Annotated in this window: 13 protein-coding genes and 1 pseudogene; 5 read left to right on the forward strand and 9 right to left on the reverse strand. The window is 71.8% G+C overall.

The genetic code is table 11. From position 1 onward, the window contains the following. Window positions 1-31 precede the first annotated feature (31 nt). On the reverse strand, window positions 32-2,773 hold the full coding sequence (ppc, locus tag ABZ818_RS07290) for a phosphoenolpyruvate carboxylase (RefSeq protein ID WP_361411853.1): 2,742 nt from the start codon (window positions 2,771-2,773) through the stop codon (window positions 32-34). A 291-nt stretch (window positions 2,774-3,064) separates the two neighbouring features. Here ppc and ABZ818_RS07295 point away from each other — a divergent pair, with 291 nt between their 5' ends. Together ABZ818_RS07295 and ABZ818_RS07300 are read left to right on the forward strand one after the other, a co-directional pair. Beyond that, window positions 3,065-4,072 carry an acyl-CoA desaturase gene (locus ABZ818_RS07295; protein WP_361411855.1) on the forward strand — a complete coding sequence of 336 codons (1,008 nt, stop codon included), beginning with the start codon at window positions 3,065-3,067 and terminating at the stop codon, window positions 4,070-4,072. Beyond that, window positions 4,069-4,743: a TetR/AcrR family transcriptional regulator gene (locus ABZ818_RS07300; protein ID WP_361411857.1), complete on the forward strand. Its 675-nt coding sequence runs from the start codon at window positions 4,069-4,071 to the stop codon at window positions 4,741-4,743. The genes ABZ818_RS07295 and ABZ818_RS07300 overlap by 4 nt, the downstream gene beginning before the upstream one ends. Here ABZ818_RS07300 and ABZ818_RS07305 read toward each other — a convergent pair. Then, complete coding sequence (locus ABZ818_RS07305) at window positions 4,740-5,102, reverse strand: VOC family protein (RefSeq protein WP_361411859.1); 363 nt, start codon at window positions 5,100-5,102, stop codon at window positions 4,740-4,742. The two genes, ABZ818_RS07300 and ABZ818_RS07305, sit on opposite strands and share 4 nt — an antisense overlap. A gap of 3 nt (window positions 5,103-5,105) precedes the next feature. Further along, complete coding sequence (locus ABZ818_RS07310) at window positions 5,106-5,924, reverse strand: trans-aconitate 2-methyltransferase (RefSeq protein ID WP_361412078.1); 819 nt, start codon at window positions 5,922-5,924, stop codon at window positions 5,106-5,108. A 128-nt stretch (window positions 5,925-6,052) separates the two neighbouring features. Between ABZ818_RS07310 and tamR the strand changes: the two genes are divergently transcribed. Beyond that, a complete protein-coding gene (gene tamR / locus ABZ818_RS07315) occupies window positions 6,053-6,550 on the forward strand; it encodes a MarR family transcriptional regulator TamR (protein ID WP_100571061.1) in 498 nt (165 codons plus the stop codon). 253 nt (window positions 6,551-6,803) lie between these two features. Here the strand turns inward: tamR and ABZ818_RS07320 are convergent, their stop codons facing one another. After that, the gene (locus ABZ818_RS07320) at window positions 6,804-7,577 is read right to left on the reverse strand and encodes a response regulator transcription factor (protein ID WP_361411862.1); all 774 of its coding nucleotides are present in this window, start codon (window positions 7,575-7,577) and stop codon (window positions 6,804-6,806) included. Window positions 7,578-7,851: 274 nt separating this feature from the next. Here ABZ818_RS07320 and ABZ818_RS07325 point away from each other — a divergent pair, with 274 nt between their 5' ends. Further along, on the forward strand, window positions 7,852-8,295 hold the full coding sequence (locus ABZ818_RS07325; protein ID WP_361411864.1) for a GNAT family N-acetyltransferase: 444 nt from the start codon (window positions 7,852-7,854) through the stop codon (window positions 8,293-8,295). A 45-nt stretch (window positions 8,296-8,340) separates the two neighbouring features. Here ABZ818_RS07325 and galK read toward each other — a convergent pair whose 3' ends face one another. Genes galK through galT form a run of 3 tightly spaced genes read right to left on the reverse strand, consistent with a single transcriptional unit; the run spans window position 8,341 to window position 11,522 of the window. Next, window positions 8,341-9,495, reverse strand: a complete 1,155-nt coding sequence (gene galK, locus ABZ818_RS07330; protein ID WP_361411866.1) for a galactokinase — start codon at window positions 9,493-9,495, stop codon at window positions 8,341-8,343. Further along, window positions 9,496-10,464, reverse strand: a complete 969-nt coding sequence (galE, locus tag ABZ818_RS07335) for a UDP-glucose 4-epimerase GalE (RefSeq protein WP_361411868.1) — start codon at window positions 10,462-10,464, stop codon at window positions 9,496-9,498. Then, window positions 10,461-11,522, reverse strand: coding sequence for a galactose-1-phosphate uridylyltransferase (galT, locus tag ABZ818_RS07340; RefSeq protein ID WP_361411870.1), 1,062 nt, complete (start codon window positions 11,520-11,522; stop codon window positions 10,461-10,463). Before galT ends, galE begins: the two co-directional genes overlap by 4 nt. A 161-nt stretch (window positions 11,523-11,683) precedes the next feature. On the opposite strand from galT, the pseudogene ABZ818_RS07345 reads away from it, so the two are divergent. Continuing rightward, window positions 11,684-11,935 (forward strand): annotated as a pseudogene (locus ABZ818_RS07345) (Na+/galactose cotransporter); the annotation flags it as partial. 304 nt (window positions 11,936-12,239) lie between these two features. Here ABZ818_RS07345 and ABZ818_RS07350 read toward each other — a convergent pair. Together ABZ818_RS07350 and ABZ818_RS07355 are read right to left on the reverse strand one after the other, a co-directional pair. After that, window positions 12,240-12,911, reverse strand: a complete 672-nt coding sequence (locus ABZ818_RS07350) for a LuxR C-terminal-related transcriptional regulator (RefSeq protein WP_361411872.1) — start codon at window positions 12,909-12,911, stop codon at window positions 12,240-12,242. Window positions 12,912-13,169: 258 nt separating this feature from the next. Further along, window positions 13,170-14,984, reverse strand: coding sequence for a PQQ-binding-like beta-propeller repeat protein (locus tag ABZ818_RS07355; RefSeq protein ID WP_361411874.1), 1,815 nt, complete (start codon window positions 14,982-14,984; stop codon window positions 13,170-13,172). Between the last annotated feature and the right edge of the window lie 41 nt (window positions 14,985-15,025).

Here is a 15,025-nt window from a genome sequence, read left to right on the forward strand (position 1 = left end):
CCCGGGGGCACCCTTCGCCGTTCCCGGGTGGTCAGCCGGTGTTGCGCAGGCCGGCCGCCACGCCGTTGACCGTGAGCAGCAGGGCCCGGGAGAGCAGCGGGTCGGGTTCCCGGCCGGCCGCCGCCGCGTCGCGCTGCCGCTTGAGCAGGGTGACCTGGAGGTAGGAGATCGGGTCGAGGTAGGCGTCGCGGATGGCGAAGGTCTGCCTGAGCACGGGCTGTGCGTCGAGGAGTTCGCTCTCGCCGGTGACGCGCAGCACCTCGCGCACGGTGAGTTCGTGCTCGGCCCGGATGGTGTCGAAGATGTGCTTGAGCTCGTCGGGGACGAGGGTGTCGACGTAGTGCTGCGCGATGCGCAGGTCGGTCTTGGCGAGGGTCATCTCGACGTTGGAGATGAAGTTGCGGAAGAAGTGCCACTGTCCGTGCATCTCGTCGAGCACGGTGTCCCCTTCCAGCCGCAGGCCCGCCTCGCGCAGCGCCTTCAGCCCGGAGCCGACGCCGAACCAGCCGGGCACGATCTGCCGGGACTGGGTCCAGCCGAACACCCAGGGGATGGCGCGCAGTCCGTCGAGTCCGGCACCGGAGTCGGGGCGGCGCGAGGGACGCGAGCCCAGGTGCAGGTCGGCGAGCTGGTCCACCGGGGTGGAGGCGAAGAAGTACGCCGGCAGATCGGGGTCCTCGACGAGCCTGCGGTAGGCGGCGTGGGCGGCGTTGGACACCACGTCCATCGCGGCGTCCCAGCGGGCCAGCGCCTCCCCCGACTGGCGCGGGGCGGTGTGCAGGGCGGAGGCCTGAAGGGTCGCCGCGACCGTCAGTTCCAGGTTCTCCCTGGCCAGGGACGGGATGAGGTACTTGTCGGAGATGACCTCGCCCTGCTCGGTCACCTTGATCTCGCCCTCCAGAGTGCCCCAGGGCTGGGCGAGGATGGCGTCGTGGGTGGGGCCGCCGCCGCGGCCGACGGTGCCGCCGCGGCCGTGGAAGAGCCGCAGCCGTACGCCGTAGCGGTGGGCGACGTCGCGCAGGCGCCGCTGGGCGCGGTGGATCTCCCACTGGCTGGTGGTGATGCCGCCGAACTTGGAGGAGTCGGAGTACCCGAGCATGACCTCCTGCACTTCGCCCCTGAGCGCGACCAGGCGCCGGTAGGACGGGTCGGAGAGCATGTCCTCCAGGATCGTGTCGGCGGCCCTCAGCTCGTCGGTGGTCTCCAGCAGCGGCACGATGCCGATCCTGGCCCAGCCGGCGTGCAGGTCGACGAGTCCGGCCTCGCGGGCCAGCACGGCGGCGGCGAAGACGTCGTCGGCGCCCTGGCACATGGAGATGATGTACGACTCGATGACCTCGGGCCCGAAGACGCTCAGGGCCCGCTTGACCGTCTCGAAGACGCCGAGGGTCTTGGCGCCGGCCGCGTCGACGGGGGCCGGGGTGGGGGCGAGCGGCCTCCTGGACCTCAGCTCCTTGGCGAGCAGCTTGGCGCGGTACTCGCGGGGCATGTCGGCGTAGCGCCAGGACTCCTCGCCGAGCCGGTCGAAGAGCTGGCCGAGGGCGTGGTGGTGGGCGTCGGCGTGCTCGCGGACGTCCATGGTGGCCAGCTGGAGGCCGAAGGCGGCCAGGGTGCGGATGGTGCGGCCCAGGCGGCCGTCGGCGAACAGGCCGCCGCGGTTCTCCCGCAGGGAGTCCTGGATGATCCGCAGGTCGCGCAGGAGTTCGGCGGTGCCGAGGTAGTCGCGGCCTGCCTCGTGCGCGGTGCCGGTGGCCAGGCGCTGCTTGGTGTTGACAAGCTTCTGGCGGATGCAGGTGGCCTTGAGCCGGTAGGGCTCCTCGGCGTTGAGCCGCTTGTAGCGGGGGCTGATCTCCGGCAGGTTCTCCAGGTCGGTCCCGAGGGACTGGAGCAGTGCGTCGGTGGCGCCGGTGTAGCGGATCGAGTTGGACAGGAAGCCGCGCAGCTCGTCGATCATGTCGAGGGCGTCGTTGATGCCGTGCTCGTGCTGGAGGATCAGCACGTCCCAGGTGACCTCGGGGGTCACGTTGGGGTTGCCGTCACGGTCGCCGCCGATCCAGGTGCCGAAGGTGAGGGGGCGGGTGTCGTCGGGCAGCTTGACGCCGACGCGCTCCAGTTCCGCGGTGAGGTCCTCCAGGACGTCGCCGACGGCGCCGGCGTGGAGTTCGTCGAGGTAGTAGATGGCGTTGCGGGACTCGTCGGCGGGCTCGGGACGGACGACGCGGAGCTCGTCGGTCTGCCAGACGAGGTCGATGTTCTCTGCCAGCCGGGTGTCCAGGCGGCGGCGGTCGGACTCGGCGACCGGGGCCTCCAGGAGCGCGGCGATGCGCCGGAGCTTGTTGAGGACCGAGCGGCGGGCGGCCTCGGTGGGGTGGGCGGTGAAGACCGGGCGAACGTTCAGGTGCCGGACGGTCTCGCGCAGGTGTTCGGGGTCGGCGTCCTTGAGACGGTCGGCGGTGCGGGCGAGCAGGCCGCCCTCGGCGGCGCGCCGGGCACGCAGTTCGCGTCCGCGGTGCACCTGCTCGGTGACGTTCGCCAGATGGAAGTAGGTGGAGAAGGCGCGGACCAGCTTGGCCGCGGTGTCGAGTTCGGTTCCGCGCAGCAGTTCGGCGGCGGCCTCACCGTCCTCTCGGGTGAGGCGGCGGACCTTCTCGACCAGGTCGAGGAGCTCGGGGCCTTCCTGCCGTACCAGGGCCTCCCCGAGGAGGTCACCCAGTCGGCGGATGTCGGCACGCAGCTCGGCGCTGGTCGTCGTCTGGTCGTCGGCACTGCTCACAGGTGCGGCTCCTTGCGGGTTGAAGCACGTCTGGGAGGGGACCCGGACGAGTGCCGCGCGGCGGCTGCCGCTTACGGGCCAGGTGTCCGGGAAGGAATTCTTCAGAGCGGACCGCGCTGTCCGACCGCCTCCAAGTCTAGGTGTCGAGGGGGACGCGCAGGCTAGGGGCTCTTGCCGCGGCGCGACACGCTGCCATACTTACGACGCCGTAGGTTACGGAACCGTAGGGAGCTGACCGGTTCCCTGACCCCCGATGACCCCTCTCGACCCTCGACCCCACAGGGGACGCCCATGACCACAAGCTCCGATGTGATCGACGACGCCCCGAAGGCGACCGACACCTCTCTTCCCTCCGCCACCCTGGGAGGTGAGCAGAAGCGTTCGATCGAGCAGATCACGCTGCTGCTCTTCATCACCGTTCCGTTCCTCGCACTGCTCGCGGCGGTGCCGCTGGCGTGGGGCTGGGGGGTGAGCTGGCTGGACCTCGGCCTGCTGGTCTTCTTCTACTTCCTCGGCTGTCACGGCATCACGATCGGTTTCCACCGGCATTTCACACATGGCTCGTTCAAGGCGAAGCGGCCGCTGAGGATCGCGCTGGCGATCGCGGGGTCGATGGCGGTCGAGGGACCCCTGGTCCGCTGGGTCGCCGACCACCGCAGGCATCACAAGTTCTCCGACCACGAGGGTGATCCGCACTCCCCGTGGCGGTACGGCGAGACGGTTCCGGCGCTGCTGAAGGGCCTGTGGTGGGCCCATGTCGGCTGGATGTTCGACGAGGAGCAGACGCCGCAGGACAAGTACGCCCCGGACCTGATCAAGGACCGGACCCTGCGGACGATCTCCCGTCAGTTCATCCTGTGGACCGTGGTGTCGCTGCTGCTGCCGGCGCTGATCGGCGGCCTGGTCACGATGTCGTGGTGGGGCGCGTTCACCGCGTTCTTCTGGGGCTCGCTGGTCCGGGTGGCGCTGCTGCACCACGTGACCTGGTCGATCAACTCCATCTGCCACGCGGTCGGCAAGCGCCCGTTCAAGTCGCGGGACCGCTCGGGCAACGTGTGGTGGCTGGCGGTCCTGTCCTGCGGCGAGTCCTGGCACAACCTGCACCATGCCGACCCGACCTCGGCCCGGCACGGGGTGGAGCGCGGCCAGCTGGACTCCTCGGCCCGGATCATCCGCTGGTGCGAGCGGTTCGGCTGGGCCTATGACGTGCGCTGGCCGTCACGCTCGCGTATCGATTCCCGCCGCAACGACGGGGAGGGCGACTCCCGCCGCCGGAGGAAGACCGCCGAGGCGGCATGATTGACGGCGTGGCGACCGACTCCAGCACCCCCAGCAATGACAAGCCGCGGCGCACGCGCCGTACCCGTATGACCGGTGCCGAGCGCCGCCAGCAACTGCTGGAGATCGGTCGCACGCTGTTCGCGGCGAAGGGCTTCGAGGGCACCTCGGTGGAGGAGATCGCGGCCAAGGCCGGGGTGTCCAAGCCGGTGGTGTACGAGCACTTCGGCGGCAAGGAGGGCCTGTACGCCGTCGTGGTGGACCGCGAGATGCGGCGGCTGCTGGACATGGTCACCAGCTCGCTGACGGCGGGCCACCCCCGCGAACTGTGCGAGCAGGCGGCGTTCGCGCTGCTGGACTACATCGAGGAGTGCACGGACGGCTTCCGCATCCTGGTCCGCGACTCCCCCATCCCCCAGTCGACGGGTTCCTTCGCCTCCCTGATCTCCGACATCGCCACGCAGGTGGAGGACATCCTGGGCCGCGAGTTCAAGTCGCGCGGCTTCGACCCGAAGCTGGCCCCGCTGTACGCCCAGGCGCTGGTCGGCATGGTCGCCCTGACCGGCCAGTGGTGGCTGGACGTCCGCCGCCCGAAGAAGGCGGAGGTCGCCGCCCACCTGGTGAACCTGGCCTGGCACGGGCTGGACGGACTGGAGCCGCGGCCCCGGCTGATCGGGCACCGCAAGTCCTAGGCGAGCGGCTCCAGGAACTCCAGGCGGTTGCCGACGGGGTCCTCGGAGTAGAAGCGTCTGTGGCCCGGCAGGCCGTCGTCCCAGACGACCTTCGCGCCGTGCGCCGCGAGCCGGGCGGCGAAGGCCTCGACGGCCGTCACCCGGAGCCCCGGGTGGGCCTTCCCCGCGGGGCGGAAGTCCCGCTCGATGCCCAGGTGGAGCCGGACGGCCCCGGCCTGGAACCAGCAGCCGCCGCGCGCGGCCAGAGACGGCGGCTTGGGGACCTCCGTCATGCCGAGGACACCGGCGTAGTACGCCCGCAGGTCGTCCTCGGAGCCGGGCGGTGCGGCGAGCTGGACGTGGTCGACGGCGGCGAGCATGCCTCACGCCTCCTTGGTGGCGACCGCGAAGATGCGGCGGAAGGGGAACGGGGTGCCGTGCGGTCCGGCCGGGTAGGCCACCCGCAGGGCGGCGCGGTACTCGGCCAGGAACTCCTCGCGGGCCGCCGGGTCGTCGGCGAGGGCGGTGAGCACGGGTCGCAGACCGGTGCCCTTCACCCAGTCCAGCACCGGGTCCTCACCGGTCAGCAGGTGGATGTACGTGGTCTCCCAGACGTCGGCGGCGCAGCCGAGGCCGGTCAGCCGCTCCAGATAGGCCTCGGGGGCGAGCACCGCGTCCTCGTGGCGCAGGACATCCGCGAGCCGGTCGCGCCTGCGGGCGGAGCCGGCGAGTTCGCGCATGAGCCGGTGACTGGGGGCGGAGAAGTTGCCGGGGACCTGGAAGGCGAAGGTGCCGCCGGGGCGCAGCCCCGCCACCCAGTCGGCGAAGCGGTCCGCGTGCCCGGGCACCCACTGGAGCGTGGCGTTGCTGACGATCAGGTCGTACGGCTCGCCGGGGGTCCAGGTGCGGGCGTCAGCGGGAGTGAAGTCGAGGCGGCCGCCGCCGGGGGTGGGGCCCTGGTGGTCGACCACGGCCTTGTCGAGCATCGCCGGGGAGTTGTCGTAGCCGGTGATGTGCGCGGTGGGCCAGCGGTCGGCGAGCAGAGCGGTCACGTTGCCGGGGCCGCAGCCGAGGTCGGCGATGCGGGGCCGGTCGCCGGGCAGAGCGGGGACGCGGGCGAGGAGGTCGGCGAAGGGGCGGGCCCGGTGGCCGGCGTGGCGCAGGTACTGGGCGGGATCCCAGGCAGGGCTGTGGGCGGACATGGCGGCCTCCTGAAGGTGCGGGGAGTCGTCGACGGCTGCGTTCACCACTCTCCCCCGGTAGTTATCTCGACGTCAAGAAACTCGATGCCAAGAGACTTCATGTCGACACAACCACTACACTGATCGCCATGGAGGACGAGGTCGATCGGCTGGTCGCAGCATGGCGCCGGGAGCGCCCGGACCTCGACGTGGAACCGCTCGAGGTGCTCAGCCGGGTGAGCAGGCTGGCCCGGCACCTGGACCGCGCACGCCGTCTCGCCTTCTCCGAGCACAGTCTGGAGCCCTGGGAGTTCGACGTCCTGACGGCGCTCAGGCGCGCGGGCTCGCCCTACCAGCTCTCCCCCGGGCAACTGCTGACCCAGACGCTGGTCACTTCGGGCACGATGACGAACCGCATCGACCGGCTGGCCAAGAAGGGCCTGGTGGAGCGACTCCCCGACCCCAGCGACCGGCGCGGGGTGCTGGTCCGCCTGACGGACGAGGGCCGGGACCGCGCCGACCGGTCCCTGGCCGGGCTCCTGGACCAGGAGCGCGCGCTGCTGGCCGAGCTGTCGACCGCGCAGCGCGGCGAACTGGCCGGCCTGCTACGCCAGTTGACCGCCCCGTTCGACAACATCCCCGGCTAGTGCTGCGGCCGGAAAGGTTTGCCGGGAAGCTCGCGGCGTCCGGTGCTGGGGGTACCTCCCACGCCGTTCAGGCTGTGGGGGAGCATCGTAAGGCGGAGCATCACCCTCGTACTGGATGTACTCGGGCGATGCGACAACGCGGCTGCGGGTCCCCCCTGCTCGAAGAGCTTGGGGGAGCCGTGCCGGGCGTCGCGAGCCGGTGAACCTTTCCGGTCGCAGCACTAGAGGACCTGCCGGGCGGACCGGCGCGGGCTCAGGCGCTGCTGCTCTCCTCCACCCCGATCCGCCCGGCGGGCCCCAGATCGGCCGGCCCCACCCCGGCCCGGCGGGCCAGTGCCACGGCGGCCAGCGTGGAGTGCACGCCGAGCTTGCCCAGAACGTTCTGCATATGGGTGCGCACAGTGTGCGGGGACAGGTACAGCCGCTCGGCGACGGCCTTGCGGCCCAGCCCCGCGACCATGCAGCGCAGCACCTCCCGCTCGCGCGGCGTCAGCGACTCCACGAGGCGCTCGCTCTCGGTGCGATGCTTGCGGGCGGCGGTCAACTCCCGCAGTACACCGGTGAGCAGGGCGGGCGGCAGATGGGTCTCGTCGCGCAGGACTCCGCGGATGACGGTGAGCAGCCGGGACAGCGAGCAGTCCTTGGCGACCCAGCCGCAGGCACCGGCCTGGAGGGCGAGCGCGGCGCGCCGCGGGTCGTCCTTCTCGGCGAGTACGACGGTCCGCACCCCCGGCTGGGCCCCCCGCACCCCCGCGACCAGCGAGATCCCGTCCACCAGTCCGTCCGCGTCGCCCTCCCGCACGGGGACGGCGGGCCGGACCCCGGGGACGGTGCCGCCGAGGTCGGCGTCGACGAGCACGACGTCGAAGCGGCGGCCGTCGGCGGCCGCCCGCTCCAGGCAGCGCAGTGCCGCCGGGCCGGAGCCGGCCGCGGACACCTCGACGTCGGGCTCGGCGGCCAGGGCGGCGGCGAGCGACTCGGCGAAGATGCGGTGGTCGTCGACGACCAGGACTCGGACACGAACCACTGATAACCCCCTTCCCCACGCTCCTGGTCAGAGCAGGGGAGTCTCCCATCGTCGGAGAACGCCGAGCGGCACGGACCCGACGTCCGGAGCCGAGCGCGGTCGCACGGCCCTCGCCGTACCGGACCGCCATCCGCCTCCGGTGTCCTGCCCGAGCCCTCTCGCCCCCCTGACCAGCACCGGCCCCCACCGGTGCCGCTCATCAGGGTACGGCCGGCAGCCGGGAGGGGAAGGCAATTCGCAGAACTGACCGGCCGACGCGTTTAGGGTGTGCCGCATGTTTCGTATTGAGGCAGAAGTCGACAAAGCGCGCCACGATCTGCTCCGCTCCCGCCTCCGCGACACGAACACGGCGGCCTCCCCGCTCATCGACGCCCTGCGCAGAACCCCCGCCGTCCGAGAAGTCCCCATCCATCTCTGGGCGTTGGACGACGCCGGCGATCTGGCGGGCGGGCTGGTGGGCCACACCTGGGCGACCTGGCTGCATGTGACCCACCTCTGGGTCGACGACCCCCACCGCGGCACGGGCCTCGGCTCCCGCCTGCTGACCCGCGCCGAGCGCATCGCCCACCGCGAACGCGCCTGCGTCGCCGCCCGCCTGGAGACCTGGGACTTCCAGGCCCCGGATTTCTACCGCAGGCACGACTACAAGGTGGTCTGCGCGATCCCCGACTACCCGCCGGGGATCACCGAATACACCATGATCAAACGCCTGCCCTGACCGAACCGGCTCCCGGCGAAGGGACTCGCGTCCGCTCCCGTTCCGTCAGGCCAGCCGCCTCGCGCCCGCCGAGGGAACCGCCTCGAAGACACGCGGGGTCCCGTGGCCCGCGTCCGTGAAGGACTGCTCGATCGCCTTGGTGAGGGCGGGGACGTCGGAGGACTCGGCCAGGACGATCGCCGAGCCGCCGAAGCCGCCGCCGGTCATCCGGGCGCCGAGGGCGCCGGAGGCGAGGGCCGTGTCGACGACCAGGTCCAGTTCGGGGCAGGAGACGCGGAAGTCGTCGCGCAGGGAGGCATGGCCCTCGGTCAGGATCGGGCCGATCGACCTGATGTCGCCCGACTCCAGAAGGGACACCACCCGTTCCGCCCGCCCGTTCTCGGTGACGACGTGGCGGACCAGCCGGGCCACCTCCTCCTCGCCGGCCAGGTCGGCCAGCGCCGCGTCCAGACCTCCGTAGGGGATGTCGCGCAGGGCGTCCACGCCCAGCAGGGCCGCGCCCTTCTCGCAGCCCGCGCGGCGCCTGCCGTACTCGCCGCCGCTGTGGGCGTGCTGGACCCGGGTGTCGACGACCAGTAGGCGCAGGCCCTCGGCGGCCAGGTCGAAGGGGATCTGACGCTGGGACAGGTCGCGGGTGTCCAGGAACAGGGCGTGGCCCGACTCGCAGCAGGCCGAGGCGGTCTGGTCCATGATGCCGGTGGGGGCGCCGACGTAGACGTTCTCGGCGCGCTGGCACAGGCGGGCCAGTTGCCAGCCCTTCAGGCCGAGGGCGTAGAGGTCGTTCAGGGCCAGGGCGACCACGACCTCCAGGGCCGCGGAGGAGGACAGGCCGGCGCCCGTGGGGACCGTCGACGCCAGGTGGACGTCCGCGCCGGTCACCTCGTGACCCGCCTCGCGCAGGGCCCAGACCACGCCCGCGGGGTAGCCGGTCCAGTTCCGGTCGGACTCCGGGGCGAGGTCGTCGACCCGCAGTTCCACGGGCGCTCCCGGCACATCGGCCGAGTGCAGCCGCAGTACGCCGTCGTCGCGGCGCGCGACCGCGGCGGTCGTGACGTGCGGCAGCGCGAAGGGCATCACGAAGCCGTCGTTGTAGTCGGTGTGCTCGCCGATCAGGTTGACGCGGCCCGGCGCCGCCCAGACCCCCTCCGGCTCGGCGCCGTACAGCTCGGTGAAGCCTTCCCGGACCTCAAGTGCCCCCACTTACCGCTCCCTTGCGATGTACTGCGCGAACTCCCAGGCATCCGCGACGATACCCGCGAGATCCGCGCGGGTCGGGTTCCAGCCGAGCTTTTCGCGGGCGGCCGCGGCCGAGGCGACCAGGACCGCCGGGTCGCCGGCCCGGCGCGGGGCCACGACCTCCGGGACGGGGTGGCCGGTGACCCGCCGGACGGTCTCGACGACCTCGCGGACGGAGAAGCCGTTGCCGTTGCCGAGGTTGCACACCAGGTGCTCGCCGGGCCGGGCCGCGTCCAGGGCCAGCAGATGGGCCTCGGCGAGGTCCGCCACGTGGATGTAGTCGCGTACGCAGGTGCCGTCCGGGGTCGGGTAGTCGTCGCCGTAGACGGAGATCGCCTCCCGCCTGCCCTGGGCGACCCGGAGGACCAGCGGGATCAGGTGCGACTCGGGATCGTGGCGTTCGCCGTACGCGCCGTGGGCGCCGGCCACGTTGAAGTAGCGCAGCGAGACCGCGCCCAGGCCGTGGGCCGCCGCCTCGCCGGCGATCATGTGATCGACGGCGAGCTTGGAGGCGCCGTAGGGGTTGGTGGGCCGGGTCGGGGCCGTCTCGACGATCGGGACCCGCTCCGGTTCGCCGTAGGTCGCCGCCGTGGAGGAGAAGACCAGCGTGCGCACGCCGGCCTCGCGCATCGCGGTGAGCAGGGCCATCGTGCCGCCGACGTTGTTCTCCCAGTACTTCTCCGGCTTCACCACCGACTCGCCCACCTGCGAGAAGGCGGCGAAGTGCAGCACCGCGGCGAAGGAGGGGTCCAGCCACTTGGCGGCGTCCCGGATGTCGCCCTCGACGAAGGAGGCGCCCGCGGGCACGCCCTCACGGAAGCCGGTGGACAGGTTGTCGAGTACGACGACCTCGTGACCGGCCTCCAGCAGGTGCTGGGCGACCACACTGCCGACGTAGCCCGCGCCACCCGTCACCAGGTACTTCCCGCTCATGAACCCGCTACCTCCCGCAGTCGCTCGGCCGCACGCTCCGGCGGCACGTCGTTGATGAACACGTTCATGCCGGACTCGGAACCCGCGAGGAACTTCAGCTTGCCGGAAGTGCGGCGGATGGTGAAAAGCTCGAGGTGGAGCGCGAAGTCGTCGCGCGTGACACCGTCGGAGCCGGCCGGCATGCCGAACGGGGCCTGGTGCCAGGCGGCGATGTACGGAGTCGGCGGGGCGCCCTCGCCGAAGAGCCGGTCGAAGCGCCGCAACAGGTCCAGATAGATCCCGGGGAACTCGGCGCGCGCCGCCTCGTCGAGACCGAGCAGGTCGGGGACCCGGCGCCGGGGGTACAGGTGGACCTCGTAGGGCCAGTGCGCCGCGTACGGGACGAAGGCCACCCAGTGGTCGCCCTCGACGACGACCCGCTCGCCGGCCAGTTCCCGCTCCAGGACCGCGTCGAAGAGGTTCTCCCCACCGGTGGCCTCCCGGTGGGCCGCCAGTGAGCGCAGCATCAGCGCGGTGCGCGGGGTGGTGAAGGGGTAGGCGTAGATCTGGCCGTGCGGGTGCCCCAGCGTCACGCCGATCTCGGATCCGCGGTTCTCGAAGCAGAACACCTGCTCCACGGAGGGCAGTTGGGACAGCTCCGCGGTGCGGTCCGTCCACGCGTCCAGGACCAGCCGGGCCTGCCGCTCGCTCAGGCCGGCGAACGAGGCGTCGTGGTCGGAGGTGAAGCAGACGACCTCGCAGCGGCCGAGGTCGCCGGTCAGCGAGGGGAAGCGGTTCTCGAAGACCACCACGTCGTAGGAGGAGTCGGGGATCTCGCTCAGGCGGTCGCCCGTGGAGGGGCACAGGGGGCACTCGTCGGCCGGCGGGTGGTAGGTGCGGCCCTGGCGGTGGGAGGCGACGGCGACCGCGTCGCCGAGCAGCGCGTCCCGGCGCACCTCCGAGGTGGTGACCGTCGGCTCCAGCGGTCGCCGGTCCACCGCGTCGCGCACGGTGTCGTCCCGCAGGTCGTAGTAGACGAGCTCACGACCGTCGGCCAGCCGGGTCGAGGTCTTCTTCACTGTTGGAACTCCCTACTGGTCCCCGGGCCACCGGTCCGCGAGTCCGCACCCCGTCGGCACCCCACCACCCCCAACACAATCAAACATAACACGCCACAACCCACCACCCCTTTCAGGTCACGATCGAACAAAGCCCATCAACAACCTCGGCATGGCGGAACAACAGCGCCCAGTACGGCGCGTACACCGTGCACTGGTACTGGATCGGCGCCATCCCGGCCATGGTCTTCCTCGGCCCGGTGATGATGCCCTTCTACTACGGCTCCAAGGTGCGGTCCGTACCCGAGTTCCTGCTGCTGCGCTTCGACCGGCCGGCGCATCTACTCAGTTCGATCCTGTTCGCCTTCGCGGCCATCCTGATCGCCGGAGTGAACCTCTACGCCCTCGCGATCGTCGTCGAGGCGCTGCTGGGCTCCTCGGCGGCCTTTCACCCGGCACCCACCATGCGACCGTACGCGCGACACCCGAACAGCCGCACCCTCTTCCGATGCGATCACCCCGATCAGCGAACGCCAGGCACACGCGTTCGAGTTCGACCGGCTCCAACGGGCAGGCCGTCAGGGCGCTCCGCGCCCTGGAATCCGGATGCGGCGGCACTCCGCGCCGCTGTCACACGATGCGATTCCTACCCGGTCTGAACGGCGGGCCCCCTCGCAAGAGAGCAGGTGAACCGGGCGCCCCCCGTCCGGCGCGGGAGAGCCGGGCCGGACGACGGGGTCACGTCAGCGGGCCCGCGCGGTCCAGCAGGCCGGTGCGGGCCGCCAGGGCCGCCGCCTCCAGCCGCGAGCCCACCCCGAGCTTCATCAGGACGCGCTGGACATGGGTCCGGGCCGTGCTGGGGGCGATGCCCATGCCGGCCGCGATCAGGCGGGTGTCCTCGCCCTCGGCGACCCGGACCAGGACCTCCACCTCGCGCGGGGTGAGCATCCGCAGCAGACGCTGGCCCTCGTCGTCCGGTGGGGCGGCGGGGTTCAGCAACTCGCCGAAGGCGCCCTGGAGGAGCTGGGGAGCGACGGCGGCCTCGCCCGCCCTCGCTTTGTTGATCGCCCGCTCGACGCCCTCGATGCGCTCGTCATGGCGTACGTATCCCGAGGCCCCCGCCGCGAAGGCGGCCGCGATGCCGCGCGGGGACGGAACCGGGCCGAGCACGACCACCACGACCTGCGGACGCTCCCGCTTGATCTTCACCACCGGGTCGAAGGTGCCGGGCTCGGCCGGTGCCGCCGTGCCCAGCAGGCACACCTCCGGAGCGCGGCTGATCACCAGGTCCGCCGCGCCCGCGGCCGGCGCCGCGGCGGCGAGCACGCGGTGTCCGCGCAGCTTCAGCGCCGAGGCCAGCGCCTCGGCCAGTAGCCGGTGGTCGTCGACCACCATGAGCCGCACTCCCATCGAGCCCCCAGTCCCCCCAAGGATGTCCAACCCCGGGCGGCGGCCCCCCGGCACGCCGCCCGTCATGCCCCCGGAAGCTACACGCTTGTTCGACGTCGCGCTGCCCCTACCGGCGAGAAGTACCCCCGGATCGGCGGACTTTTCGCATTCCTCGCATTCAAAACTCATTTCGAGGGTCATGCGAGGGCGCCGAGTGGTAAGCGCACGGCCCCGCCCCCGGTCAGGGGCGGGGCCGTCTCGTTCCGGTCGTGCGGCGGATCAGCCGCCCGCTCCGAAGGCCAGCGCCAGGTAGTCCTTGCCGAGGGACGAGGACGACGCCTTGCGGGCGTAGATCGACGACATGTAGAGGTGGCCCTGGGAGTAGAGGAACTCCGCGCGGTCCGGGGACATGGAGGTCTCCGCGTCGCGCACGTCCCGCGAGGCCGGGTTCTCCAGCAGCTTGGTCTGCTTGAAGCTGCCGCCGTCGATGCTGACGATCTGGCCGCCCTTGTCGTAGGGCGGGCTCTTGTACGCGATGAGGTCGGCGCCGTCCATGCGCAGCGGGTAGATGTGGTAGCCGTCGCCCGCGTCGGCGCGCTGGCCGGTCTGCTTGCCGGTGCCCAGGTCGAACGCGACGATCTCGTTGGTCTTGCGGAACTCCTCGCTGCCGTCGTGGTCCTCGGTGGGCACGTACAGCCGGTCGCCGCCGACCGCGAGGCCCCGGCAGTCCTCGACCCTGCTGATGCCGTCGCAGCGGGCCGCGTAGGTGTCGCCGGGCGCCGAGATGTGGGCGCGCAGCTTGCCGGTCCCGTTGTCGATGGAGAAGAAGTCCGAGATGCCGCTGCCGTCGCCCGCGCTCTGGCCGACGTCGGCGGCGACGACGAGCGGATCGGTCGAGACGATCGCGGCGTACTCGATGCCCTGCGACATCTTGTACTCCGAGATCACCTTGCCGGACTTCGGGTCGATCGTCTGGATGTGCAATTGGCGCTGCCCGTACTGGCCGCACTTGCGCACCGCGACCAGCTTGGCGCCGCCGCCGTACCCGGAGTCGTAGCAGGTGTCGGCCGCCTTCGGGGCCCACAGGACCTTGCCGTCCGCGATGTCGAAGGCAGCGCCGCCGCTGGTGCCGCCCACGGCGACCGTGCCGCCGCTGACGGTGACGTTGTCGAGCCTGATGGGCTGGTCACCGGACTTGACGGTCTGCGTCCACAGTTTCTTGCCCGCGTCGAGGTCGATCGCCGCGACCTGGCTGCAGCCGTGCGTGGGCTTGTCCTTGGTCGGCATGGCCGGCTCGTAGACGATCGCCGACTTGCCGTCCGAGGTGGTGTGCTTGCTGGCCTCGCACACCGGGCCGGGCAGCTCGATCGTCCACAGCTTGGTGCCCTTGTCCCGGTCGTAGCCGACGACCTCGGCGACGCCGCTCTTGACGTACGCCTTGCCGGTGAGCCAGGAGCCGGTGGTGGTGACCAGGTCGCTCACCTCGGGCATCGGCACCTGGTAGAGGACCTTGGCGGCCGGGTCGGACGGCGCCTTCTCCGTGCCGCCGGAGCCGGATTTCCCGTCGCCTTCCTTGCCGCCGGTGCCGCCGCTGGAACTGGCGGTGTCCTGCTTGCCGCCGTCGGACCTGTTCGAGTACCAGATGCCGGTGCCGATGATGAGCGCGATCACGACGACGGTCGAGACGATCATCGCCACCTGGGCGTTGACCTTCCGACCGCCGCCCGGCGCTCCGGTCTGCGGCTGCGTCGGCACGGTCGGCTGCTGGCCGGGATAGCCGTACCCGGACTGCTGGGCGCCGTACGGGTCCGGCTGCGCGGCGGGCGACTGGGCGTAGGGGTTCGGCTGCCCGCCCGGGTAGCCGTAGCCGGGCTGGGGCTGCGGCGGTCCGGCCGGGGGCGGCGTCTGCGGGGCGCCCTGCGGCGGCTGCGGGTAGCCGTAACCCGGCGCCGGCTGGGGGGACTTGGCGAAGTCCGGGCCGCCCGCGGGCGGCGTCTGCGGGGACTGTGCGGGCTGCTGCGGCTGCTGGCCCTGTGGCTGGCCGAAGCCGCCGGGCTGCGGCGGCTGGTTGGGCGGCGGGGGCGGCTGGGACATGGCGGGTGCACCTCGGAGGAAGCGGAGGGGACGGGACGACG

The sequence above is a fragment of the Streptomyces sp. NPDC047453 genome (assembly GCF_040643155.1).
Classification (GTDB): Bacteria; Actinomycetota; Actinomycetes; order Streptomycetales; family Streptomycetaceae; genus Streptomyces.